Annotated in this window: 20 protein-coding genes; 2 read left to right on the top strand and 18 right to left on the bottom strand. The window is 63.0% G+C overall.

The window, feature by feature from the left end:
* Position 1 precedes the first annotated feature (1 nt).
* The 4 genes from QA645_RS12810 to ugpC (QA645_RS12795) all read right to left on the bottom strand — a co-directional run bounded on the left by QA645_RS12810 (position 2) and on the right by ugpC (QA645_RS12795) (position 4,220).
* Positions 2-856: a carbohydrate ABC transporter permease gene (locus QA645_RS12810; RefSeq protein ID WP_283050593.1), complete on the bottom strand. Its 855-nt coding sequence runs from the start codon at positions 854-856 to the stop codon at positions 2-4.
* The gene (locus QA645_RS12805; RefSeq protein ID WP_283050591.1) at positions 853-1,800 is read right to left on the bottom strand and encodes a sugar ABC transporter permease; all 948 of its coding nucleotides are present in this window, start codon (positions 1,798-1,800) and stop codon (positions 853-855) included. The genes QA645_RS12810 and QA645_RS12805 overlap by 4 nt, the downstream gene beginning before the upstream one ends.
* Before the next feature lie 29 nt (positions 1,801-1,829).
* Entirely contained in the window at positions 1,830-3,071 is a 1,242-nt protein-coding gene (locus QA645_RS12800; RefSeq protein WP_283050589.1) for an ABC transporter substrate-binding protein, read from the bottom strand.
* Between the two features lie 75 nt (positions 3,072-3,146).
* On the bottom strand, positions 3,147-4,220 hold the full coding sequence (gene ugpC, locus QA645_RS12795) for a sn-glycerol-3-phosphate ABC transporter ATP-binding protein UgpC (RefSeq protein ID WP_283050588.1): 1,074 nt from the start codon (positions 4,218-4,220) through the stop codon (positions 3,147-3,149).
* Positions 4,221-4,452: 232 nt separating this feature from the next.
* On the opposite strand from ugpC (QA645_RS12795), the gene QA645_RS12790 reads away from it, so the two are divergent.
* Positions 4,453-5,493 (top strand): LacI family DNA-binding transcriptional regulator, encoded by a 1,041-nt coding sequence (locus QA645_RS12790; RefSeq protein ID WP_283050586.1) that lies wholly within the window; start codon positions 4,453-4,455, stop codon positions 5,491-5,493.
* 75 nt (positions 5,494-5,568) lie between these two features.
* Here QA645_RS12790 and QA645_RS12785 read toward each other — a convergent pair whose 3' ends face one another.
* From QA645_RS12785 to QA645_RS12735, 11 genes are all read right to left on the bottom strand, one after another.
* On the bottom strand, positions 5,569-6,270 hold the full coding sequence (locus QA645_RS12785; RefSeq protein WP_283050584.1) for an aldolase/citrate lyase family protein: 702 nt from the start codon (positions 6,268-6,270) through the stop codon (positions 5,569-5,571).
* Positions 6,271-6,282: 12 nt separating this feature from the next.
* Positions 6,283-7,086, bottom strand: a complete 804-nt coding sequence (locus tag QA645_RS12780) for an SDR family NAD(P)-dependent oxidoreductase (RefSeq protein WP_283050583.1) — start codon at positions 7,084-7,086, stop codon at positions 6,283-6,285.
* Positions 7,087-7,093: 7 nt separating this feature from the next.
* Positions 7,094-8,776, bottom strand: coding sequence for a hydantoinase B/oxoprolinase family protein (locus tag QA645_RS12775; protein WP_283050581.1), 1,683 nt, complete (start codon positions 8,774-8,776; stop codon positions 7,094-7,096).
* A 12-nt stretch (positions 8,777-8,788) separates the two neighbouring features.
* On the bottom strand, positions 8,789-10,855 hold the full coding sequence (locus QA645_RS12770) for a hydantoinase/oxoprolinase family protein (RefSeq protein ID WP_283050580.1): 2,067 nt from the start codon (positions 10,853-10,855) through the stop codon (positions 8,789-8,791).
* A 161-nt stretch (positions 10,856-11,016) separates the two neighbouring features.
* Entirely contained in the window at positions 11,017-11,955 is a 939-nt protein-coding gene (nac, locus tag QA645_RS12765; protein WP_254133044.1) for a nitrogen assimilation transcriptional regulator NAC, read from the bottom strand.
* A gap of 122 nt (positions 11,956-12,077) precedes the next feature.
* Positions 12,078-13,286: an aspartate transaminase gene (locus tag QA645_RS12760; RefSeq protein WP_283050579.1), complete on the bottom strand. Its 1,209-nt coding sequence runs from the start codon at positions 13,284-13,286 to the stop codon at positions 12,078-12,080.
* Positions 13,287-13,315: 29 nt separating this feature from the next.
* Positions 13,316-14,056, bottom strand: coding sequence for an ABC transporter ATP-binding protein (locus tag QA645_RS12755; protein WP_254133046.1), 741 nt, complete (start codon positions 14,054-14,056; stop codon positions 13,316-13,318).
* Positions 14,049-14,819, bottom strand: a complete 771-nt coding sequence (locus tag QA645_RS12750; RefSeq protein WP_283050578.1) for an ABC transporter ATP-binding protein — start codon at positions 14,817-14,819, stop codon at positions 14,049-14,051. Before QA645_RS12750 ends, QA645_RS12755 begins: the two co-directional genes overlap by 8 nt.
* Complete coding sequence (locus QA645_RS12745) at positions 14,816-15,829, bottom strand: branched-chain amino acid ABC transporter permease (protein ID WP_283050577.1); 1,014 nt, start codon at positions 15,827-15,829, stop codon at positions 14,816-14,818. Before QA645_RS12745 ends, QA645_RS12750 begins: the two co-directional genes overlap by 4 nt.
* A gap of 16 nt (positions 15,830-15,845) precedes the next feature.
* Positions 15,846-16,718, bottom strand: coding sequence for a branched-chain amino acid ABC transporter permease (locus QA645_RS12740; RefSeq protein WP_254133049.1), 873 nt, complete (start codon positions 16,716-16,718; stop codon positions 15,846-15,848).
* A gap of 20 nt (positions 16,719-16,738) precedes the next feature.
* Entirely contained in the window at positions 16,739-17,923 is a 1,185-nt protein-coding gene (locus tag QA645_RS12735; RefSeq protein WP_283050576.1) for an ABC transporter substrate-binding protein, read from the bottom strand.
* On the opposite strand from QA645_RS12735, the gene QA645_RS12730 reads away from it, so the two are divergent.
* Positions 17,864-18,025 carry a hypothetical protein gene (locus QA645_RS12730; RefSeq protein ID WP_283053673.1) on the top strand — a complete coding sequence of 54 codons (162 nt, stop codon included), beginning with the start codon at positions 17,864-17,866 and terminating at the stop codon, positions 18,023-18,025. The two genes, QA645_RS12735 and QA645_RS12730, sit on opposite strands and share 60 nt — an antisense overlap.
* Positions 18,026-18,128: 103 nt before the next feature.
* Here the strand turns inward: QA645_RS12730 and QA645_RS12725 are convergent, their stop codons facing one another.
* From QA645_RS12725 to ugpC (QA645_RS12715), 3 genes are all read right to left on the bottom strand, one after another.
* Positions 18,129-19,610 (bottom strand): aldehyde dehydrogenase family protein, encoded by a 1,482-nt coding sequence (locus tag QA645_RS12725; RefSeq protein WP_283050575.1) that lies wholly within the window; start codon positions 19,608-19,610, stop codon positions 18,129-18,131.
* A gap of 290 nt (positions 19,611-19,900) precedes the next feature.
* Positions 19,901-20,479: a histidine phosphatase family protein gene (locus QA645_RS12720; protein ID WP_283050574.1), complete on the bottom strand. Its 579-nt coding sequence runs from the start codon at positions 20,477-20,479 to the stop codon at positions 19,901-19,903.
* 57 nt (positions 20,480-20,536) lie between these two features.
* The gene (gene ugpC / locus QA645_RS12715) at positions 20,537-21,616 is read right to left on the bottom strand and encodes a sn-glycerol-3-phosphate ABC transporter ATP-binding protein UgpC (RefSeq protein WP_283050573.1); all 1,080 of its coding nucleotides are present in this window, start codon (positions 21,614-21,616) and stop codon (positions 20,537-20,539) included.
* Position 21,617: the final 1 nt, after the last annotated feature.

The following is a 21,617-nucleotide window of genomic DNA, read 5'->3' as shown; positions in this document are numbered from 1 at the left end:
GTCAGCCCTTGATGCCGCCTGCGGTCAGCCCCGAGACGACGCGCTCCTGGAAGATCACGATCAGAATTGCGATAGGCACGATGCCGACGACGAGCGCAGCCGAGATCACCGGCCAGGGAAACGCAAACTCACCCTGATAGAGCTGGATGCCGACCGGCAGCGTCCGCAATCCGGGATTGGAGTTGAACGACAGGGCCAATAGGAATTCGTCCCAGGCGTTGACGAAGGCGAGGATGCCGGCGGTGAAGACGCCTGGCGCCGACAGCGGCACCACAACCCTGAACAGCGCGCCAAATCGCGTGCAGCCGTCGATCATGGCGGCATTCTCCAGATCGCGCGGGATGCCTTCGAAGAACGACGTCAGCACCAGGGTGCACACGGGCAGGCTGAGCACGGTGTAGGGCAGGATCAGCGCCGTCCACGAGTTGAGCAAATTGAGCGCACGCATCGTCTCGAACAAGGGGACCAGCAGCGTCACCAGCGGAAAGGTCGAGATCGCGATGATGACGGACATGATCAGCCCCCTGAACCGCAGATTCAGCCGCGCCAGCGCATAGGCCGCGAGAACCGACACCAGAAGCGTGAGCGCAGTCGAGAGCAGCGCGACCATGAAACTATTGAACAAGAAAGTGAGCAGCGGCTGGTCGGAGAACGCCTGGATGTAGTTCCGCAGCGTCGCCGCGTGCGGCAACCAGGTGATCGGCTTTTGCGTGAGCTCCGCCTCGGTCTTGAACGAGGTCAGCAGGATCCACAGCGCCGGAAACAGGCCGTTGACGACTAGAACGAGCGCGGCAATGGCCCGGAGCGGTTTTCCCGACAGGACCGAGTTGAGGGTGGAGGCGACCGCCGTGCTCACGATGCAGCCCCGCTGCTGCGGATCATACGCAGGTAAAGCGCCGTGACCAGCATCGACAGTCCGAACATCACCACCGCGAGCGCCGATCCGTAGCCGAGGTCGAGGAACGACACGGTATTCTGGTGGATGTACATGGCGAGCGTCGCAGTTTCGGTGCCCGGCCCGCCGCCCGTCATCATGTAGGGAATGTCGAAAGTCTGCAGCGCAGTGATGGTGCGGAAGATCAGCGCGACCACGATGGTGGGCTTGAGCAGCGGCAGCGTGATCTCGAAGAACTGCCGCACGCGGCCGGCGCCGTCGACGTCCGCGGCCTCGTAAAGCGAACGTGGAATGGTCTGCAGGCCCGCGAGAATGATCATTGCCATGAAGGACGAGGCCTTCCAGATGATCGCAAGGCAGATCGCGGCGAAGGCGAGACGCGGCGAGTTGAACCAGATCACGGTGGGCAAACCGATCCGGTTGAGCACATCGTTGACGACGCCATACTCGGAATGGAAGAACCAGCCGAAGATCAGGCCGGCGAAGGAGAGCGGCAGTGCCCAGGGGATCAACAGCGAGAGCCGCACCGGCCATTTCATCTGGAACGGCAAATTGGCGAGCAGCGCCAGCGCAAACCCGACGACGAGCGAGCCGGGCACGGTGATGAGCGTGATCAGCACCGTGTTCCAGGTCGCCTGCCAGAACACGGGATCGTCAGGCATCTGCCTGAAGTTCGCGAGCCCGGCAAAGCGCGCCGGCAGGCCCGACGTCAGCGACAGGTCGAGAAAACTGGTGTAGATCAACCGCGACACCGGATAGACGATCATCACGCCGAGCAGGATCGCGGCGGGCAAGAACAGCAGCACCGCGAGCGTGGTGTCGTCCGGATCGAACCAGCGCGACAGAAACGCACGCCGTGCGGTAGCGCCGCCCGCTCCGTTCTTGACCGTAGATGTCGTTGTCATGCAGACCAACCCGGATGTGCTGGACGCCGTTAGCGGATGATCCGCTTGAGGCGCGCCTCGATCTGGGCCGCGCCGTCCGCCGGCGTGGTGGCACCTGCCAGCACCGCGTTGACCGTGGTCCGGATCGCTTCGCTGACCTCGTTGTAACGCGGCGTCACGGGTCGCGGTTTTGCGGTCTCGACGATCGCCTGAGCATCGGCGAACCATGGCACCGCCTTGGTGACGTCGGTGTCCTTGTAGAGCGTGCCGTAGGTCGGCAGCAGCGAGCCGTTGATGGCCACGTATTTGGAGACCTCGGGGCTCGACAGATACGCCACCAGCTTCTTGGCTTCCTCCTGGTTCTTGGACAAGGCGGACACACCCCACTCCCAGCCGCCGAGGCAGGTCGCCTGCTCGCCGCCCTTGACCGCCGGAAGCCGCGCGACACCGACCTTGCCGGCCACGGCGGACTCGGCGCCTTGCGACATCGCCCAGGCGTAGGCCCAGTTCACCGCGAACAGGACGTTGCCGGCCTGAAACTCCTTGCGCGTGTCGTCGGTTGCAACCTCGGCGATGTTCTTCTTGGCGACGCCGCTGTCGGCAAAACCCTTCCAGAGCGCAAGCGACTTCGTCGCGGCGTCACGATCGAAATCGAGCTTGCCGTCCTTGGTCACCACCTTGCCCTGGCTCCAATACGGCACGAGGAAGGTGCAGACCGCGCCTTCGATCGCCTTGCCCTGGAAAGACAGGCCCTGCAGGTTCGGATTCTTCTCGCCGTCTGCGACCTTCTTGGCGGCGTCCGCGAGCTCGTCCCAGGTCTTTGGCGGCTGCAGCCTGTATTTGTCGAGCAGGTCCTTCCGATAATAGAGGAACATGGAATCGGCAAAGGCGGGGAGCGCGACCACCTTGCCGTCGACCGTGTTCGCCTCGGCATAGGCGCGCAGATAAGAAGACATGTCGCTTGCGATCGGGCTGGTCCAGCCCGCGGCCGCGAACTGCGCCGGCCGGATCACGTCGAGCATCAGCACGTCGAGCGAGGAATCCTTCGCCGTGAGCACCGTGTTGAGATATTGCGCCTGCAGATCCGAGGTCGTGCCGCCGAGCTCAATACTGACCTTCACGCCGGGATTGCGCGCCTCGTATTGATCGAGCAGCGTGCGCCAGATGCCGGGCTGCCCCTGGCTGGTAACGAAGACCTTCAAATTGGTCTCGGCGGCGGCGCCGGTTGCGAATGCGAACGCTGCACATCCGAACAGCCATCCCGCCATCTTTGAAATGCGTGCCACACTCATATTGTCCTCCCGGAAAAGCTCGCCGCTTGCTCGCGACCTTGCTGGCTTGTCGTTGATGGCCTCGCTGCGCCCGTTCTATTGCAAGGCGCGCTCCGTCTCCGCATCGAACAGGTGAATTTTGGCGGGGTCCAGCCCCAGCTTGATGGCCTGACCGGCTTGCGGCCGAAGCTCGGGCGGCAGCCGCGCGGTCAAGGTCGCGCCGCCCACCGCAAAATGCACCAGCGTGTCGGAGCCAAGCGGCTCGACGACCTGAACCTGGCTGTCGAGGCCGACATCGGACGCGCCCGGCGTAAAATGCTCGGGCCTGATGCCGACGATGAATTCGCGCCCGTCAACTGCCGAAAGGGCCGCGCCGGCGAGGCCCGCGAGCGGCAAGCGGTTGCCATCGGCGAAATCGAGATAACCCTGAGTGGCCTTGGCCTTGGCAAAGTTCATGGAGGGAGCGCCGACGAAGCCACCGACGAAAACGCTCGCGGGATTGTTGTAGACCTCTTCCGGCGTTCCGATCTGCTCGATGTCGCCCCCGCGCAGGATGACGATGCGATCGGCCAGGGTCATCGCCTCGACCTGATCGTGGGTGACGTAGACGATGGTGGTGCCGATCGTCTGGTGCAGCCGCTTGATCTCGGTGCGGACCTGACCGCGCAGCTTTGCGTCGAGATTGGACAGCGGCTCATCGAACAGAAAGACCTGCGGCCGCCGCACGATGGCCCGGCCCATCGCAACCCGCTGCCGCTGGCCGCCGGAGAGCTGTCCCGGCCGCCGGTCGAGCAGATGGGTGATGCCGAGCATCTCTGCCGCATCGCGGATCTTGGCGTCCGCGTCCGTCGCGTTCGTACCGCGCACCTTGAGGCTGAAGCCCATGTTCTCGCGCACCGTCTTGTGCGGGTACAGCGCGTAGTCCTGGAACACCATGGCGATGTCGCGCTCGCGCGGCGGCAGATCGTTGACGATGCGGTCGCCGATCCGGATCTCGCCGCCACTGATGCGTTCGAGGCCGGCGATCATCCGCAACGTGGTCGACTTGCCGCAACCGGACGGACCGACCAGCACCAGGAATTCGCCGTCGACGATCTCAAGATCAATGGCCTTCACGACGCGGAACGCGCCGTAGCTCTTCTCAAGCTTGCGCAGGCTGACCGAAGCCATGAGCCGTGTCTCCCGTCCCGACGGTTCTTGAAGCCGTGGTGATAGCTAATAGTAGCGCTACGATTTTTGGAAATCAACGACCGAGCCGCACCAACTGATCCAGAGGATAAAGGGGCATAGTCCTGTTCTATATGACTGATAATAATACAAATATCATCCTGTTGGAGAACATGATTGTATCAATCGGACGCTTCAGCTATATAATAGCGCTATTATTCGAGCCACTGTAGAGATGGCGGCACCAAAGCCCATACGCACCCGGCGCAAGATGCAACGGGTCACGATCATGGATGTGGCGGCGCGCGCGGAGCTGTCGCCCTCCACGGTATCCCTCTATTTCAGAAAGCCCGATGCGGTCTCGGCGGCGGCAAGCGAGTCGATCGCACGCGCCATCGAAGCGCTCGACTACGTGCCGAACCTGATGGCCGGAGGCCTGGCGGCGGCCTCATCGCGCGTCGTGAGCATCATCGTGCCATCCGTCCGCAATGCGTTCTTCGCCGAGACCGTCGCGGCCCTGCAGGACGAGCTCGGCAAGCAGCGACTTCAGGTGATGCTCAGCCACACTGAGTACAAAGAGCACGACGAGGAGAATCTGGTCCGCACGGCACTCTCCTGGGCCCCTGCCGCTGTCGTCTTGACCGGCCTCTCGCATAGCACCGCAACACGCAGGCTGCTCCGCGACAGCAAGGTGCCAGTTGTCGAAATCTGGGAGCTCGGCTCCCCGACCATGGACATGGCAGTCGGTTTTCACCACGGCCAGGTCGGTCAGACCGCTGCGTCGCATCTGTTGCAGCGAGGACGCAAGCGGCTCTTGTTTCTTGGCGCCCGGCTCCATGAGGATCGCCGCGCCGCGCGGCGGGCCCAAGGCTTCGTCGAGACGGCGCGAAACGCACCTGACGTCACCGCAGAGATCATCCAGCACCCTGCGCCGGCGAGCGCAGAGGTCGGCGCGATGCTACTCGGTGAGGCCATGCATCGCTTTCCGCACGTCGATGGGATTGCCTGCTCCAACGACCACATCGCCCTCGGCGTGATCTTCGAATGCCAGCGGCTGGGCATTGCCATCCCCGATCGCCTATCGGTGGTGGGCTTCGGCGATTTGAGCTTCAGCGCGTCCGCAAATCCGTCGCTTACGACGATCCGCCCTCCCGGCGACCTGATCGGGAAGGAAGCCGCGCGGCTGATCATCGCACGGCTCCTGCACCCCGACGCCGGGTCAGAACAGGCCGTCATCGATACGCGCTTCACCCTGCTCCATCGGCAAAGCAGCTGACGATCGGCAAGACGTCGCTTTTGCCGATCGGCACATCCCGATTCCCCGCGTGGCGCCCCTCCCGATGCCGCGAGCTTACCGGCCAAGCGCTTTCTTGATTCCGGCGAGACCAATCCGCAGGAATGGGTCCGAATGAATGTAGAAATATTTGACGCCGCGCCCGAGCCAAAACGGCAGTTCGTCTGATGTCACCAGCGTCCCGGCGATCTTGCCCGCCGCGCAAATCTTTTTCACGGCAAACTCGACCCGATCGATCACTGCTTGGGGCCTCGGTTCACCGAACGCAGGGGCCGGCGGATATCCCATGTTCTGAGAGAGATCGCCGGGGCCAATGAAGAACACGTCAATGCCTTCCACCGTGAGAAGCTGATCGATATTGTCGATTGCCTGAGGCGTCTCGATCATCGCGATGATCAACCGCTTCTGGTGGTCGGCGGGACAGGCATATCGCACAGCATCGACGATTGCGCGCGCCTGCTCCGCCGTGTCGACCATCGGCACCATGAGGCCATCAGCGCCCGCATTGAGGTAGCGGATGAGGACTGGCCGCTCATGCGAATGCGGGCGCACGATCGCCGCGCCGCCTGCACCACGGATGACTTGCGCTGCCACGCGCACGTCCTCGAAACTCCAGGTGCCGTGCTCGCAATCGACGAATATGGCGTCTGCCCCGAGCTCGATGAGCCGGACCGCCAATCCCGACGAGGCATGATGCGGCGTGAGCATCGTCACCGCCTCGCCCTTGGCAAGACGTTCGCGCAGCCTGGCTCCGTTCATGGGAAGTCCTCTCTAGCTCTTTGGCTTGTCTTTCAGATCCGCGGGCGCGCCAACCCAGCGGGCCACCTCGATATCCGCCGATGTGTCGCGCATGAAGGTCGGGCAGATATGCAGCTCCGGAATGACTGCACCCTTTTGCAGGCTTGCGCAGAGCAGGACCGCGCGCGCGACGTCGTGCGGATTCAGCATCACGGCACGCTCATTGTCGAGCGGCGGCCGCGCGCGATTGTCCATGATCGGCGTATCCGTCTCGCCCGGTAGGATGGTCGTCGCACGAATACCCTGGTTGCGGTAGGTGTTGTGCAGGAAAGTCATGAAGTTCTTCACACCGGCCTTGGCCGCACCATAGGCGGCGCCGCCGAGCAGATTGGGATTCACCACCGCGAGCGACGACACGGTGATGATCGTGCCTTCCGTCCTGGCAATCATGTCCTCCAGAACGGCCTGCGTCAGGTTGAACACTGCGGTGAGATTGACATTCACCGTGGCGTTCCATTCGACTTCGCTGAGGAAACGCGCGTTCAACACCTTGCTGGCACTGCCGGCATTGTTGACGAGAATGTCGATCGCTCCGACGTTGCGCTTGGCCCAGGCGACCGTCTCCAGGATCGCCTCGCGCGATGCCACGTCCAGCTCGTGAGCGACAGCCTTTCCGCCGGCCTTCTCGATGATCGCGGCGACGTCGCGCAGCGGCTCGATCCGGCGTCCGGTCAGGACAACCGTTGCGCCCTCCCCTGCGAGCAGGATCGCGGTCTCGCGGCCGATCCCCGTTCCGGCACCGGTAACGAGTGCGACCTTTCCATCGAGCAGACCCATGTTTCCCCTATTCGGCTGCGGTCGCCGCCACGCTGGAGCTCTGATAGCCGTAAATCTGCCTCGCCGCCTCGGGCGTAATCAAGCCTTCGGCGAGGTCGAGCTCGATCGCGGCCGCCGTACGATCGGCTGTGCGCCCCCAGCCCCCGCCACCGGGCGTCTCGACTTCCAGGCGGTCGCCGGTCTTCAGCACGACCTTGCCCTTGGGAAACTGGGGCTCGCCATTCCTGTACACCTTGCCGGCGCTCCCGGACTTGCCGCCGACGACACCGAAACAGGGGTGTCGCACGCGCTCTGACGCCAGATAAATGTTCATCGGGTTGCGCCCGAGGTTGCGCAACACGACGCGTTGGCCGAGACCGCCGCGGCTCCTACCGGCGCCGCCGGAATCCGCGATCAGCTCCTTGCACTCGGTGAGCGCAGGGACCGCGATCTCGAACATCTCGATCGCCGTAACCCGGCAATTGGACGGGAAGCTCAGGGTGTCCAGACCGTCGAATTCGGCGCGGGCGCCCTGCCCGCCGTGAAAATTCTGCACCGAACCATATTGCGAACCATCGTCGCGCCGTCCGACGCAATTGGCGGCCCAGATCGGCGCACCGCCGCTATCGCCCATCACCTTATCAGGCACCACGCCTTCCAGCGCCTTGAAGATCAGCGACGGAATCACATGCCCGATCAGGTTACGCGAATTGCCAGCGGTCCATTCCTCGGGATTGAGAATGGAACCGAGCGGCGCCTCGTCCGTGATCGGCGTGATGCAACCCTCATTGTTCGGCGTATCGGGGTCCAGCAGGCATTTCAGCGCATAGACCGAATGCGCGTAGCGATAGTTGGTGCGACAATTGATCGAGTGGAGGATCTGCTCCGACGTTCCGGTGTAGTCGACATGAATGGAATCGTCGCGGACGATCACCGCGGCCTTGAGGGTCACATCGGTATCGTATCCGTCGAGCAGGACCTCGGCGCTGTAGGTACCGTTCGGCCATTGCCGGATCGCGCGCCGGGTTTGCGCTTCGGAGCGGGTGTGGATCGCGTCGGCCAGCTCGTCGATCCCGTCGAGACCATACTCGTCCAGGAATTTGACCAGCTCGCGGCCCATGACATTGTTGGCCGCCACCATGGATTCAAGATCGCCCATCACTTCGGTGGGAAGCCGAACGGACGCGGCAATGATGTCGAGCGCGTCCTGATTGGGGACGCCGGCCTTGTGCAGCTTCACGATCGGGAAGCGGATACCCTCCTCGAAGATATCGCTGGCTTCGGAATGCAGGGGTGCGCCGCCGATGTCAGGAAGATGCGCGATCGAGCCGGCGTAGGCCACGACCTTGCCGTTCTTGAAGATCGGCGTGATCATCGTGACATCGGGCAAATGACCGGTGCCGATCTCAGGATCATTGGTGGCAAGCACGTCGCCCTCTTGCAACGTCTCGGCCGGAAACTTCGGCAGGAAGTATTTCTGCGCCGCCACCGGCAGCGAGGTGATGAACACAGGGATCGACCAGGTGCATTGGGCCAGTGCACGGCCGCGGCTGTCGAGCAGCACGGTCACATAATCGTGGTTTTCGCGTACGATCGGCGAGAATGCGGTTCGGCCGAGCACGATGTCGGCCTGATCGGCGATGAAGATCAGGCGATTCCACATCACCTGCAGATTGATGGGATCATTGAAATCGGCAGCATTCACGGACATGGGGCGTGGTCCTCAGGCGATGTTGATCACGAGATTGCCGTTGACGTCGACGTGAGCCGTTCCGCTCGGTCCGACGACAGCGGTCGATTCCCGCTGCTCGACGATCGCCGGGCCCTGGATCTTCCCGTCGACCGGCAGCTTGTAGTGATCGTAGACCGGCGTATCGACGAAGCCGCCAGCTTCGCTGAAATAGACCGAACGTGCGCCCTTCCTGGCCTCGGCAACATCGCGCGCATGGGGGCGAGTCACCTGATCCTTCTTGCCGCTGGAGCGCAGACGCCAGGTGATGACCTCGACGGATGAACCAGCAACGGTGCGCCCGAACAGTTCGCGATAAAGCTTGTAGAAATTGCCGAGCAGCTCCTCGTGGAATTGCTCCGGCGGCAGGCTGCGATCCGGCAATGCAACGGTGATCTCGTGGCCCTGGCCGACGTGCCGCATGTCCACCGTGTAGCTGTTGGTGATCGTGTCCGGGGCGACGCCCGCGGCGCGCACGACGTCCGCCCCTTGCGCGGAGAGGTCGCCGAGCAGGCGATCCATCGTAGCGAAATCCCAATTGTCGACCTGCATCGGGAAGCTCGCGGAGAGGTCCACCGCAACGGGAGCAATCAACAAGCCGATCGCCGAGGTGACACCGGCGCCGGTCGGGCAGATGATGCGCTTGATACCGAGCTTGCGCGCGATGCCATAGGCATGCACGGGACCGGCGCCGCCAAAGGCGACCATGGGCAGGCTTCGCGGATCGACGCCGAGGTCGGTCGCATGCACGGCCGCCGCCTTGCTCATGGATTCATTGACGAGATCGTGGATACCGAAGGCGCAGCGCGGCACGCTGACGTCGAGCGAAGCTGCGAGCTTCGACATGGCCGAGAGGGCGGCGTCCTTGGAAACCTTGAACGACCCGCCGACGAAGGATTCGGTGCCCATATAGCCGAGCAGGATATCGGCGTCGGTCACGGTTGGCTCGGTGCCGCCGCGCTGATAGGCGGCCGGCCCCGGCAGCGCGCCCGCCGAACGCGGACCGACGTCGAGCAGACCGAGCGGATTCTTCGCTGCGATCGAGCCTCCCCCAGCGCCGATCTCGATCATGCGGATCGACTGGATCTTCAGGGGAAAGCCCGAGCCTTTGCGGAAGCGATGATAATGCGCAACCTCGAGATCAGTGCCGACCGTCGGTTCGCCGTTCGGAATCAGACACAGCTTTGCGGTGGTGCCGCCCATGTCGAACGACAGCACGCTGCCCTCGCCCGCGATGCGGCCGAATTCGGCAGCTGCAACGGCGCCGGCGGCCGGGCCCGATTCAATGAGCCGTACCGGCAGCTCCGCAGCCCGGCTGCTCGGCACGAGGCCGCCCGACGACGTCATCCAGAGCACCTGGCGATGGATACCCTTCGCGGCGAACTCGTGCTCGAGATGCGCGACGTGGCCGGACATCTGCGGCCGCGTGTAGGCGTTGACGACGGTGGTCGAGGCGCGGTCGAACTCACGAACCTCCGGGCAAACTTCCGACGACAGCGACACGAAGATACCGGGGTATTCCTCGCGCAGCAGCGACGCGATGCGCTGCTCATGATCAGGATATTTGTAGGCGTGCAGCAGGCAGACGGCGACGGACTTGATGCCTTCCTCGCGCAATCGGCCGGCGATCTCGCGGACCGTCTCCTCCTCGAGCGCCGTGACGACCTCGCCGTCCGCCGATATGCGCTCGATCGCACCGAAGCTGTTCGCGCGCGTCACCAGCGGATCCGGATATTTCAAGTTCAGGTCGTAGAGATCGTAGCGTCCTTCGTTGCGGATGCGGAGCATGTCCTGGAAGCCGGCGGTCGAGATGAATCCGGTCTTGACGCCCTTGCGCTCCAGCACCGCATTGGTGACGACGGTGGTCGCCCCCAAGACCTGAAGGCCATCGAGGTCAACGACGTCGCCGAATTCCGCGAGCAGTTCGGACACCCCGCGAACCACGGCCTCGGCCGGATTGGCCGGTGTGCTCAACACCTTGTGGAGATGAAGTTCGCCCTTGTCGTCGAGCAGCGCGAAATCGGTGAAGGTTCCCCCGGTATCGAATGCGAGCTTGGCCATCTTTTTCCTCGAAGCGATTGTTTTCGAGGGTAGGAAATGCGGCCGCACGCGACCACCACAACTCCCGTCTGCCGCCATAGGTTTTGTTTATGGCATAGCGAAACCGGCACAATGCAGCCGAGCTGCGTCGATGCTCGTGCCATAGATGGCAAGCGTTCTGCTTAGACCGCCCGAATGCCTTGCGGATGACTGCGCATCAGCTTCTCGACGACTGTCAGAAGCACCGAGCGCGTGGCCAGCGCGGGCTCCGACAGCGGCAGATGATCGGAGACGCACAAGGACACGGTCGCCTCGATGGCGGGGCGCACCAGGCGCCGCACCTCGACACCCGCAAAGCTCGACGCGCTGGCGGCGGCGACCGAGGCCGGCAGGATGGTCGAGCCCAACCCCTCGGTCACGGCCGCGCCGAGTGCCGAGACCGATTCAATCTCGGAGGCGACGTTCGGCGTTACCCTCGCGCGCGCGAGCGATTCATCAATCAGGCGGCGCAAAAAATGCCCCTGGCTTGGCAGCAGCAGCTTGACGTCGGCCAGCGCCGACAGCGGCAGCGGCTCGTCCGTCGACTTCTTCGCGGTCTCGGCGCGCGACACGAGATACAGCTCCTCGCGAAACAGCGGCTGGAGCTTGACGCCCTTGATTGGCCCGGAACCGTAGATCATGGCCATATCCATCTTGCCGGTCATGATGAGCTCGCTGAGCACGTGACCGAAACTATCGTTGATATGGACGATGATCTGCGGATGCAGAGCCGACATCTCTTTCAGAATCGGCAGCGATAGCGTGCTCGACGCCGAATAGGTCGCAAGTCCGATCGACACGCGCCCTGCCAGTGCCTTGGTCGACTGGTCGATGTCGATCTGCGCCTGCTCGATCTGCTTCAACAGCAACTGGGCGTGACGATAGAGAATCAGGCCGGCTTCGGTCGGGACAATGCCGTGATTGCTGCGCAGAAGCAGCTTGTGCTTGAAGTGGCTCTCAAGAGCAGCGATCTGCTGCGAGAGCGCCGGTTGCGCCGTGCGCAGCAGGCCGGCCGCGCGCGAGACGCTTCCGGCATCGACGACTTTGACAAAGCTTTTCAGCTTCCTGAAATCGACGCTCATATGTGTCGAATACCGGCTCTGAGGATGTCACTCTGACCAGCAATATCCTTTATCTAGCCTGTTGATTTCAATGAGATTCTTCGCGAAGCGCCCCTGGTTCTTCGGTCCGCGCCCCGGCGTGCTCAACGAAGCGCCCGACAGGCCTTTTCGATACGGTCGCAGGCCTCCTTGATCGCCTCCATCGAGGTCGCGATCGACAGGCGGAAATACGGCGAGAGCCCGTAGGCCGCGCCCTGCACCGCAGCAACGCCGACACCGTCCAGAAGATAAAGTACGAAGTCGAGATCGTTCTCGATGACCTTGCCTTCGGGCGTGGTCTTGCCGATCACGCCGGCACAGCCGGGATAGAGATAGAACGCGCCGTCAGGCACGAGGCAGGACAGGCCCGGGATTGCGTTCAGCCGTGCACAGGCATAATCGCGCCGCTCCTTGTAGAGCTTGACGCTGTCGCGCACGAACGACTGGTCGCTGGTCAGCGCATGGGCCGCAGCGGCCTGGCTGATCGACGATGGGCACGACGACATCTGCGATTGCAGCTTGTTGATCGCCGAAACCAGCGGCGCGGGGCCGGCGGCATAACCGATCCGCCATCCGGTCATGGCATAGGTCTTTGACACGCCGTTGGTCAGCAGGATGCGATCCTTCAACGCGGGCACCGCCGCCGCAAGCGTCGTCGCCGGTTCGTCGCGGTACCAGATCTGGTCGTAAATATCGTCCGAGAGCACGAGGACGTCGGGATGGCGCGACAGCACAGCGCCGAGCGCTTCGAGATCGCTGCGGGAATGGGCAGCTCCAGTCGGATTTGAGGGAGCGTTGAGGATCAGCCACCGCGTCCTCGGCGTGATAGCGGCCTCCAGCGCATCAGCCGTCAGCTTGAATCCCTGGTTCTCGGAGCAGCGGACGATCACCGGTTTGCCGTCGTTGGCAATGACCATGTCGGGATAGGAGACCCAGTACGGCGCGGGAATGATGACCTCGGCGCCCTCCTCCACGCTCGCCATCAACGCGAGAAACAGGATCTGCTTGGCGCCGCCGCCGACGCAGATCTCGTTGTCACTATAGTCGAGCCCGAGGCGACGCTTGTAGTCGGCAATAATCCCCTTGCGCAGCGCCACGGTGCCGTTGACGGCGGTATATTTCGTCTCGCCGCGATCGATCGCCGCGTGCGCCGCCGCCTTGACGTCGTCGGGCGTGTCGAAGTCAGGCTCGCCGATCGCCATGTCGACGATGTCGCGGCCGGCAGCCTTCAGCTCGCGCACGCGCGCGGACGCCGCGGTGGTCGGGGATATCTTGATGCGCGAGACGCGCGCGGCCGGCACGAAGATCGTCACTGTGGTCGTCCTTTTGATTGTAAGTCGTGTCAGTGCTCGACGTCGGTCTCGCCGCGCATGCGGCCGGTGAGGAACAGCTCGCCGAGCTCGTCGTGGGTGATGTCTGCGGGCCGCCCGTCCCAGATCACTTTGCCGAGCCGCAGGATGACGGCGCGCTGAGCGACCTGCATGGCCTTTTTGGTGTTCTGCTCGACCAGCAGGATGGTCTGGCCGGCCGCGTTGATACGCAGCAGCTCGTCGAACACGACGCCGATCGCAGTCGGCGACAGGCCGACCGAGGGTTCGTCGACCAGCAGGATCTTTGGCCGCTGCAACACAGCCATTGCGACCTCGAGCAATTGCTGCTCGCCGCCGGACATGTTGCCCGCCAGCGTGTTGCGGCGTGTCTTCAGGATCGGGAACAAGTCGTAGACATAGTCGCGCTCCGCCTTCACGTTCCTGTCGCGCAGCGTGTAGGCGGCCATCTGCAGATTCTCGTCGACCGTCATCACCGGAAAGTTGCAACGGCCCTGCGGCACCCAGGAGATGCCTTCGGCCAGGATTGCGCGGGACTTGAAGGCTGAAATGTCCTTGCCCCGCCAGTTGATGCTGCCGCCCTTGACGGTCGTCATGCCGTAAAGCGTCTTGAGCAGCGTCGATTTTCCTGCCCCATTCGGACCCATCAGCGCAACGAACTGCCCCTGCGGCACATCGAGATCGACGCCGTTGAGGATATCGAGCGAGCCGTAGCCCGCGCGCAGTCCCTTGATCGAAAGAGAGGGTTCAGCCACCGAGATAGGCCTCCCGCACCGCCTGATTCTGGACGATCTCGTCCGGTGTTCCCTCAGCGAGCTTGCGCCCCTGATCGAGCACGACCACGCGCCGGCACAGGCTGGTGACCACGTCGATGTTGTGCTCGATGATCAAGAAGCTGACGCCGAACGAGGTGTTGGCAAGACGAATGCTCTCGACCACACGTTCGATCAGCTTCGGATTGATGCCCGCCATGGGCTCGTCGAGCAGGATGAGCTTCGGCTCCGGCATCAGCATGGAAGCAAACTGGATCAGCTTCTGTTGTCCGCCCGAAAGCTTTCCCGCGGGCTGGAAGCGCACGTCCCAGAGGCCGGCGATCTTGATCAGCTCGCGCGCCCGTTCCCGCAGGGCTTTAATGCGATTGCGCGCGGCGGCGCCGATCCCGAAGGTCGACAGGATTCCAGGGAAGGCAAACATCTGGCCGGCGATGACGAGGTTCTCCTCGATATCGAGCGCAGAGAACACCACCGTCTTCTGGAACGAGCGCAGCATGCGTCCTTCCCGCGCAATGTCGTTCAGCGACCAGCCGGTGATGTCCTGGCCATCGAGCTTCACAGCACCTGCGCTGGGCTTCGCAAGCCCGGTCACGCAATCGAAGAAAGTGGACTTTCCGGAACCATTTGGTCCGATCAGCCCGCAGATCTCGCCGCGGTTGACGTGCAGGTCGACACCGTCGACCGCGCGCACCGCGCCGTAGGATTTGCAGAGCCCGGAGATGTCGAGAATCGGCAGCCCGCTCATTTGCGCCTCTCGAGGAATGACCAGAAACGGCCGATCAGCGGCGCGAAACCGTTCGGGAAATAGAAGACGAGGGCGAGCAGGAAGAAGCCGTAGGCGATCATGCGCAGTTCCGGCGCGACGCGCAGGGCTTCGGTGAGACCGACGAACAGCAGGCTGCCGAAGATGACGCCCGAGATGGTGCCTGCGCCGCCGCCGAGCACGATGATCAACATCGTGGTCGAATAATACATCTGGAAGGTCAGCGGGCTCACCACCGTGAGGTAATGCGCATAGAGGCTGCCGCCGAGCCCGGCAAACGCGGCGCTGATCATGAACACGATGAGCTTGTAGTACCAGGTGGGGATGCCCACGGATTCAGCCAGCGTCTCGTTTTCGCGGATGGCGATCATGTTGCGCCCCGCGGGCGAACGCACGATCAGATAGATCGCCAAGGTCGCCAGCGCCGCGATCGCGAGCACCAGATAATAGAAACCGACGGTGCTGGAGACCGTGAATGAAGCCGGCCCTAGCGCAAAGTAGGGCTTCGGTATTGCGGCCAGGCCCATGTCGCCACGCGTCAGGCTGATCCAGTTTTTCGCAATCGCCTGCCCGATGATCACGAAGCCGAGCGTGCACATCACGAACGAGGTCGAGCGCAGGCGCAAAGCGGGAATTCCGAGCGGAAGCGCGATCGCACCGGCGATGAGCCCGGCGGCGAGGAAATTCAGATAGAACGGGGTGCCGAAATGCACCGCCAGCAGCGCCGAGGCATAGGCCCCGATGCCGAAGAACGCTGCCTGCGCCAACGACAGCAGCCCGGTGTATCCGAGCAGCAGATTGAGACCATGAGCCGGCAGCAGGAAGATCAACGCGATGATGATTGCATGCAGCGGGTAGTTCCCGAGGAACAGCGGTGCCAGGCAGGCCAGCGCTGCCAGCGCAAGGCCGAACGCGACGCGCAGATCCGTTCCGGTCTTCGCCACTGGGCTTTCTGCCGGTGTCATGGTCTGGTCTCGGACAATCTCGGTCAATGTCACATCCCAGCGATCAAAAGCGCGCCTGCGCGGAGAACAGCCCGTGCGGACGCCACATCAGCACCAGCATCAGGGTTGCAAAGCCGACGGTGTCGCGGAACTGCAACCCGACATAGGTCGCGACCAGGCTCTCGGCGATGCCGAGGATCATCGCCGCGACGAAGGTGCCACGGACATTGCCTAGTCCGCCCATGATGATGATCGGCAGCGTCTTGAAGGTGATGAGTTCGCCCATGCCGCCGTAGACACTGACGTTGACGGGCGCGGTCAGCACACCTGACAGCCCGGCAAGGCCGGCGCCGAGGATGAAGGTCCACAGCGCGATGTGTCGGACGTCGATGCCGACCACCGCACAGCACTCGATATTCTGCGAGACCGCGCGCATCGCCTTGCCCATCCGGCTGTAGGTGACCATCAGTTCGAGGCCGACGAACACGATGAGGCCGACGATGATGATGAGGATGCGCTGCTCGGCCAGCGTGAAGCCAAACAGCGTCACCGGCTCGATATAGCCGCCGGAGAAGAACTTGTAGCTGCCACCGAACACCAGGATAACGGTATTCTGGAGGATCAGCGCGACGCCGAGGGTCGCGAGCACCCCGGCCTCGGCTGGCGCTCCCACGATCCGCTGCATCACGAGATTGCCGACGACGACGGCGATCAATGCCGTCGCCACCACGCCGATCACGATCGCCACCGGATAAGGCAGATCGAAATAGTCGATCGCGAACCAGGCGCCGAAGGTCCCCAGCATGTAGTATTCGCCATGGGCGAAATTGATGGCGCGCAACACGCCGAAGATCATCGTCATGCCAACGGCAACGATCGCGTAGACTGATCCGGAGACGATGCCGTTAACGACCTGCTCGATGACCGTGTAGAACATATGAGTCTCGTTGCTTTGCCTTACTTCGGATAGTCGATCTCGGCCGAGTAGGCTCCCTTGATCGCGGGCTTGCCGTGCTCGATCTCCAGCAGGATCATCGGCAAGCGGGCCTGATTGTGATCGTCGAACGTCACCTCGCCAACTGCGCTATCGTAGTGGATGGCGGAGAGCGCGGCGCGGACCTTCTCGCGGTCGATGCTCTGGGCCTGCTCGATCGCCTTGGCCAGCAGATGCACCGTCTCCCAATGCACATAGGCGTGATTGTTTGGCGCCTCGCCGTACTCGGCGATGAACTTCTCCACGAAGGCCTTGCTCTTCGGGGAGTCGTACGCCGGAAGCCAGGCCGCCGCCTCGATGGCTCCTTCGAGCGCCTTCGGTGCCGCCTTGATCGAGCTTGCCGTATTGAACTCGGCATTGCCGATCAGCGGAATCTTGCCGGCGATCCCGACCTCGATCATCTGTCGACCGACGATGGGCGTCGAATCTGCATTGCCATACATGATGATGGCCTGGGCGCCGGAATCGCGGATCTTGGAAAGCACGCTGCGGAAATCGACTTCACCTTCCTTATAGTAATCCTCGGTCAGGATCTGGCTGTTGAAGCGAGGCAGGTACTTCTTGGTGAAGGCGATGGCCGCGCGCCCATAGTCGGTGTCGACGGAGAGGACAGCGTATTTGGTAAAGCCCTTCTTCTCGGCGGCGTATTGCAGCACGATCAGCGCGCGGTTCTCGTCGGTCGGATAGTTGCGGAAGGTCCATTTGAAGCCGCCGACACCGGCCTTGTAGGTGATCATGGGGTTGGACGACGCCGCATTGAGGAGCAGCACACCCGCGTCCTCGACGACCGGCTGCATGGCCAGCGTGACCGAGCTCGAGACGTCGCCGATGATGTAGTCGACCTGGTTCTGGTCGATCAGGCGCCGGGTCGCCGAAACGCCCTCGACCGGCGTTCCCTGGCTGTCCGCGGGCATGACGTTGATCTTGCGGCCCCCGACGCCTCCGGCTGCGTTGATCTCTTTCGCCGCCATCTCGGCGCCGCGCAGCGAAAAAGCGCCATATCTGGCGTTCGGACCGCTCATCGGTGCGACGAGGCCAAGCTTGACCGTGCCATCCTCAGTTCGGGCGAAGGCAATGGAGGAAGCGGATTGCAGTCCAATCAGGGCGGTCCCGATGCAAAAACCCCGTCGGCTCAACTCAATCGTCATTTCCCCGCTCCATTGCTGCTGCAAATCTATGCGCCTGACCACTCCGCCGCTTTTGCGATCTTGCTCTTGGAATTTTTTGCTGCGGCCGACAGTAAAAAATAGATTTGCAGCTGCGGGCGGGGGAAGCACGACTGCGGTCTGCCGCCATAGCGAATTCTTATGGCAGGATCCACGCGCGCGTGCCGCGAGCCGGCGAACGTCCGGATCAATCCAGCTTGATCCAGACCCCCTTCGTGTTCAGGTATTCATCGAGCTGCTCGGTACCGCCTTCTCGTCCATATCCGCTCATCTTGTAACCGCCGAAGGGCAAGGCAGGGTCGATGGCGTGATAGGTGTTCACCCAGACCGATCCGGCGCGCAGACTGCGCGAGATGATATGGGCCTTGCTCACGTCGCGCGTGAACAGACCCGCCGCGAGCCCATACGGCGTCGCATTGGCACGCGTCACGGCTTCGTCCAGCGTGTCGAACGGCAGAGCGGAAATGACCGGACCGAAGATTTCGTCACGGGCGATCTGCATGTTGTCGGAGACGCCGGCGAACACGGTCGGCTCGACGAAATTGCCCTTCGCAAGCGCGCCCTCTTTCAGTCTTCGGCCTCCCGCCACGAGCTTCGCACCCTCGTCGCGCCCGCTCCGCAGGAATCCTTCGACCTTGTCGAGCTGTCGCTCGGACACGATCGGTCCGATCTCGGTTGTGGGATCGGCCCCATCGCCGATCTTCAGGGCCGAAGCAAACTTGCCGAGCCGTTCGACCAGCTCGTCGTGGATCGATCGTTCGACGAACAAACGGGAGCCGGCGATACAGATCTGGCCCGAATTGGCGAATGCGGCCATCGCGGCAATCGGCACAGCCTTGTCGAGATCCGCGTCGGCACAGACGATGACCGGCGACTTTCCACCGAGCTCGAGCGCCACCCGCTTGAGGTTGCCGGCCGAGGCGCGAACGATGGCCTGTCCGGTTGCTGTCGAGCCAGTGAAGACGATCTTGTCGACGCCGGAATGTTCGGCCAGCGGCGCACCCGCCTCCTGTCCGGTCCCGGTCACGACGTTGACCACGCCGGGCGGCACACCCGCCTCGTTCATCAGATCCGCGATCAGCAGTGGCGTCAGCGGCGCCTCTTCGGAGGGCTTGAGCACGATGGTGCAGCCGGTCGCGAGCGCAGGGCCGATCTTCCACACCGATGCCGCCGTGGGCGCGTTCCAGGGGATGATGGCGCCAACGACACCCACCGGCTCCTTTCGCGTGAAGGAGACGATGTCACCCGGAAGCGAATTGTCGATCGTCTGGCCGTGGATCGCGGTGGCCATGCCGGCGTAATATCGGAGCATGCCGAGCACGCGAAGCTTGTTCGCCCGCGTCCTGACGATCGGCATGCCCATGTCAGTCGTGTCGGACTGGCTGATCTCCTCCCAGTGCTTCTCGAAGAGGTCGGCGATCCGCAGCAGCAGCGCTTGCCGCTCGAACGGCTTGAAGCGGCTCCACGGGCCATCAAACGCCCGACGGGCCGCGGTGACGGCAAGGCCGATGTCGGCCGCGTCGCCACGCGGCACGCAACCGATCACCTCGCCTGTCGCAGGATTGCGCGTCTCGAAGACCTTCCCCGAGCGGGCTTCTACCCATGCGCCATCGATGAACATCTTGCGGGTTCGGCCGTCGATCGGAAATCGAATCTCGGCTTTTGTCATTGGTCTGCTCCTGTCTCGACGGAGGCGGTTGTAAGATGCTCGCCTTCGTTTGATGTCGTGCCTTCATTGCAACGTTTCTTCGCCTCGGAAGCTCACGGATGCAACCCTCTCGACGCCCTCGCGAGAGACGATGTGGCCTGCCTGATCGCAGCAAGATCGTCACCGCCGCCGCGTGTCGCGGTCTGGCGTCGTCCGAACGCGTCGGAGACAAAGCCTGCGGCTGATGCGCCCAGCGCCACTGGCTCGGGAACTCCTACGGATCGTCCAATCGGGATTGCCCTTCGCGAAAATCACAGCTCTTCGAGGCGACGCCACGCATGCAACACGCGACGATCATGCAGTCGAAACGCGAAGAAGCAACCGCCGCCAGCGGGTTGGTCATGGGCGCGAGCAATCGCAAAACCGGAATAATGGCAGTATAGGAGAGTACCAACGCCACCGTGGCCGACAAGGAGCACATCACCCGGCCTGTCGTGCGCCAATACGCGCTCTACCTCCTGGACAATGCGCAACTGGGCGTCAATCGCTCGTTCCCAGCCACGAACGCTGATGCGGGGGTGCCCGAAGAACTGATTGGCCACTGCCTCGAACTCGTCGGGGACGAGGAAGCCCGTGGCCGATCGGTCGTTCTCATGCATCGCATCGCACACCTCTACGTCAACGCCCAGCTTTGCGGCAATGATCTCAGCCGTCTCGATCGCCTTCCGCTCTCCGCTGGAGACGACCCGCGTGGTAGCCGACAGCGATCCGGTGATCGTCACGGCTTCTGTACGCGCCTTCCCAACCGCACTCAGACCCCAGCGCGGAACGGGGATCGACGGATCGATACTCACCTGAGGATGGGTCAGATAGCGTACGACATTTGTCATGATTGAACGATCGCGCCACCGAACCTGCATGCAACCGAAGTCGCACCGTTAGCCGATCTATGAGGCAACGCGCAACCCGGAAGCATTAAAGACGTGCACGTCGGAAGTCGCCGCAACGACCGTCACCGTTTCGCCTGGCGCCGGCGTCTGGCGGCCGCGGATCTCGACAACGAACATCCTGCCGTCGACGCGGCGCACATAGGCGAACGAGGCCTCGCCAAGCCGTTCGACCAGCTCAACGATGCCCTCGGCGACGAATCCGCCGTCGGCGCCCCGGACAAGATGCTCCGGACGGACGCCGACCGTCAGCGTGTCGCCGATTTTCAATGAGGGCGCCGGCAAATCGAAGTTACGAAAGCCGGGTCCAGTCACACGTGCGCATCCGCCCTCCACACTGCCGACCTTGGCCTCGAAGAAATTCATCGCAGGCGAGCCGATGAAGCCGGCAACGAACAGATTGGCGGGCGCATAGTAGAGATCCAGCGGCCTGCCGACCTGCTCGATGCAACCCTTGTTCATCACGACGATCCGATCGGCGAGTGTCATTGCCTCGACCTGATCGTGCGTGACATAGACGATGGTGGATTTCAGCAGCCTGTGCAAATTCGCGATCTCAACGCGCGTCGAGACGCGCAGGGACGCATCGAGATTGGAGAGCGGCTCATCGAACAGGAAAACGGCCGGCTCGCGCACGATCGCGCGGCCGATCGCGACGCGTTGTCGCTGGCCGCCGGAGAGATCGCGTGGATAGCGCTCGAGCAGCTCATCGAGTCGCAGCATGCGGGCCGCCTCCGAGACGCGCCGATCGCGCTCAGCGGGCGGGACTCCGGTGAACTTCAACCCAAACGTCATGTTCTTGCGCACGTTCATGTGTGGATAGAGCGCGTAGGACTGAAACACCATGGCGATGCCACGCTCGGCAGGCGCGAGCGTATTGACGAGCTTGCCGGCAATATGGATGTCGCCGCCCGATGCACCGTCGAGCCCGGCAATCATGCGCAGCAGCGTCGACTTGCCGCAACCTGAAGGGCCGACGAGAACGACGAACTCACCGTCCTCGATGCTCAGGTTGACATCGTTGAGCACTGTCGTCGCGCCATAACGCTTGTTGAGGTGCTCGATGCGCAGATTGGCCATT

Origin of the sequence: Bradyrhizobium sp. CIAT3101 (assembly GCF_029714945.1) — a bacterium.
In the GTDB taxonomy this organism is placed as follows: domain Bacteria; phylum Pseudomonadota; class Alphaproteobacteria; order Rhizobiales; family Xanthobacteraceae; genus Bradyrhizobium.
This window is presented reverse-complemented; position numbering and strand designations above follow the sequence as displayed.

Coding starts and splice junctions, on each gene's coding strand:
- QA645_RS12805 (WP_283050591.1), bottom strand. CDS start 1,800: ATGACAACGACATCTACGGTCAAGAACGGAGCGGGCGGCGCTACCGCA.
- QA645_RS12800 (WP_283050589.1), bottom strand. CDS start 3,071: ATGAGTGTGGCACGCATTTCAAAGATGGCGGGATGGCTGTTCGGATGT.
- ugpC (WP_283050588.1), bottom strand. CDS start 4,220: ATGGCTTCGGTCAGCCTGCGCAAGCTTGAGAAGAGCTACGGCGCGTTC.
- QA645_RS12790 (WP_283050586.1), top strand. CDS start 4,453: ATGGCGGCACCAAAGCCCATACGCACCCGGCGCAAGATGCAACGGGTC.
- QA645_RS12785 (WP_283050584.1), bottom strand. CDS start 6,270: ATGAACGGAGCCAGGCTGCGCGAACGTCTTGCCAAGGGCGAGGCGGTG.
- QA645_RS12780 (WP_283050583.1), bottom strand. CDS start 7,086: ATGGGTCTGCTCGATGGAAAGGTCGCACTCGTTACCGGTGCCGGAACG.
- QA645_RS12775 (WP_283050581.1), bottom strand. CDS start 8,776: ATGTCCGTGAATGCTGCCGATTTCAATGATCCCATCAATCTGCAGGTG.
- QA645_RS12770 (WP_283050580.1), bottom strand. CDS start 10,855: ATGGCCAAGCTCGCATTCGATACCGGGGGAACCTTCACCGATTTCGCG.
- nac (WP_254133044.1), bottom strand. CDS start 11,955: ATGAGCGTCGATTTCAGGAAGCTGAAAAGCTTTGTCAAAGTCGTCGAT.
- QA645_RS12750 (WP_283050578.1), bottom strand. CDS start 14,819: ATGAGCGGGCTGCCGATTCTCGACATCTCCGGGCTCTGCAAATCCTAC.
- QA645_RS12740 (WP_254133049.1), bottom strand. CDS start 16,718: ATGTTCTACACGGTCATCGAGCAGGTCGTTAACGGCATCGTCTCCGGA.
- QA645_RS12735 (WP_283050576.1), bottom strand. CDS start 17,923: ATGACGATTGAGTTGAGCCGACGGGGTTTTTGCATCGGGACCGCCCTG.
- QA645_RS12725 (WP_283050575.1), bottom strand. CDS start 19,610: ATGACAAAAGCCGAGATTCGATTTCCGATCGACGGCCGAACCCGCAAG.
- QA645_RS12720 (WP_283050574.1), bottom strand. CDS start 20,479: ATGACAAATGTCGTACGCTATCTGACCCATCCTCAGGTGAGTATCGAT.
- ugpC (WP_283050573.1), bottom strand. CDS start 21,616: ATGGCCAATCTGCGCATCGAGCACCTCAACAAGCGTTATGGCGCGACG.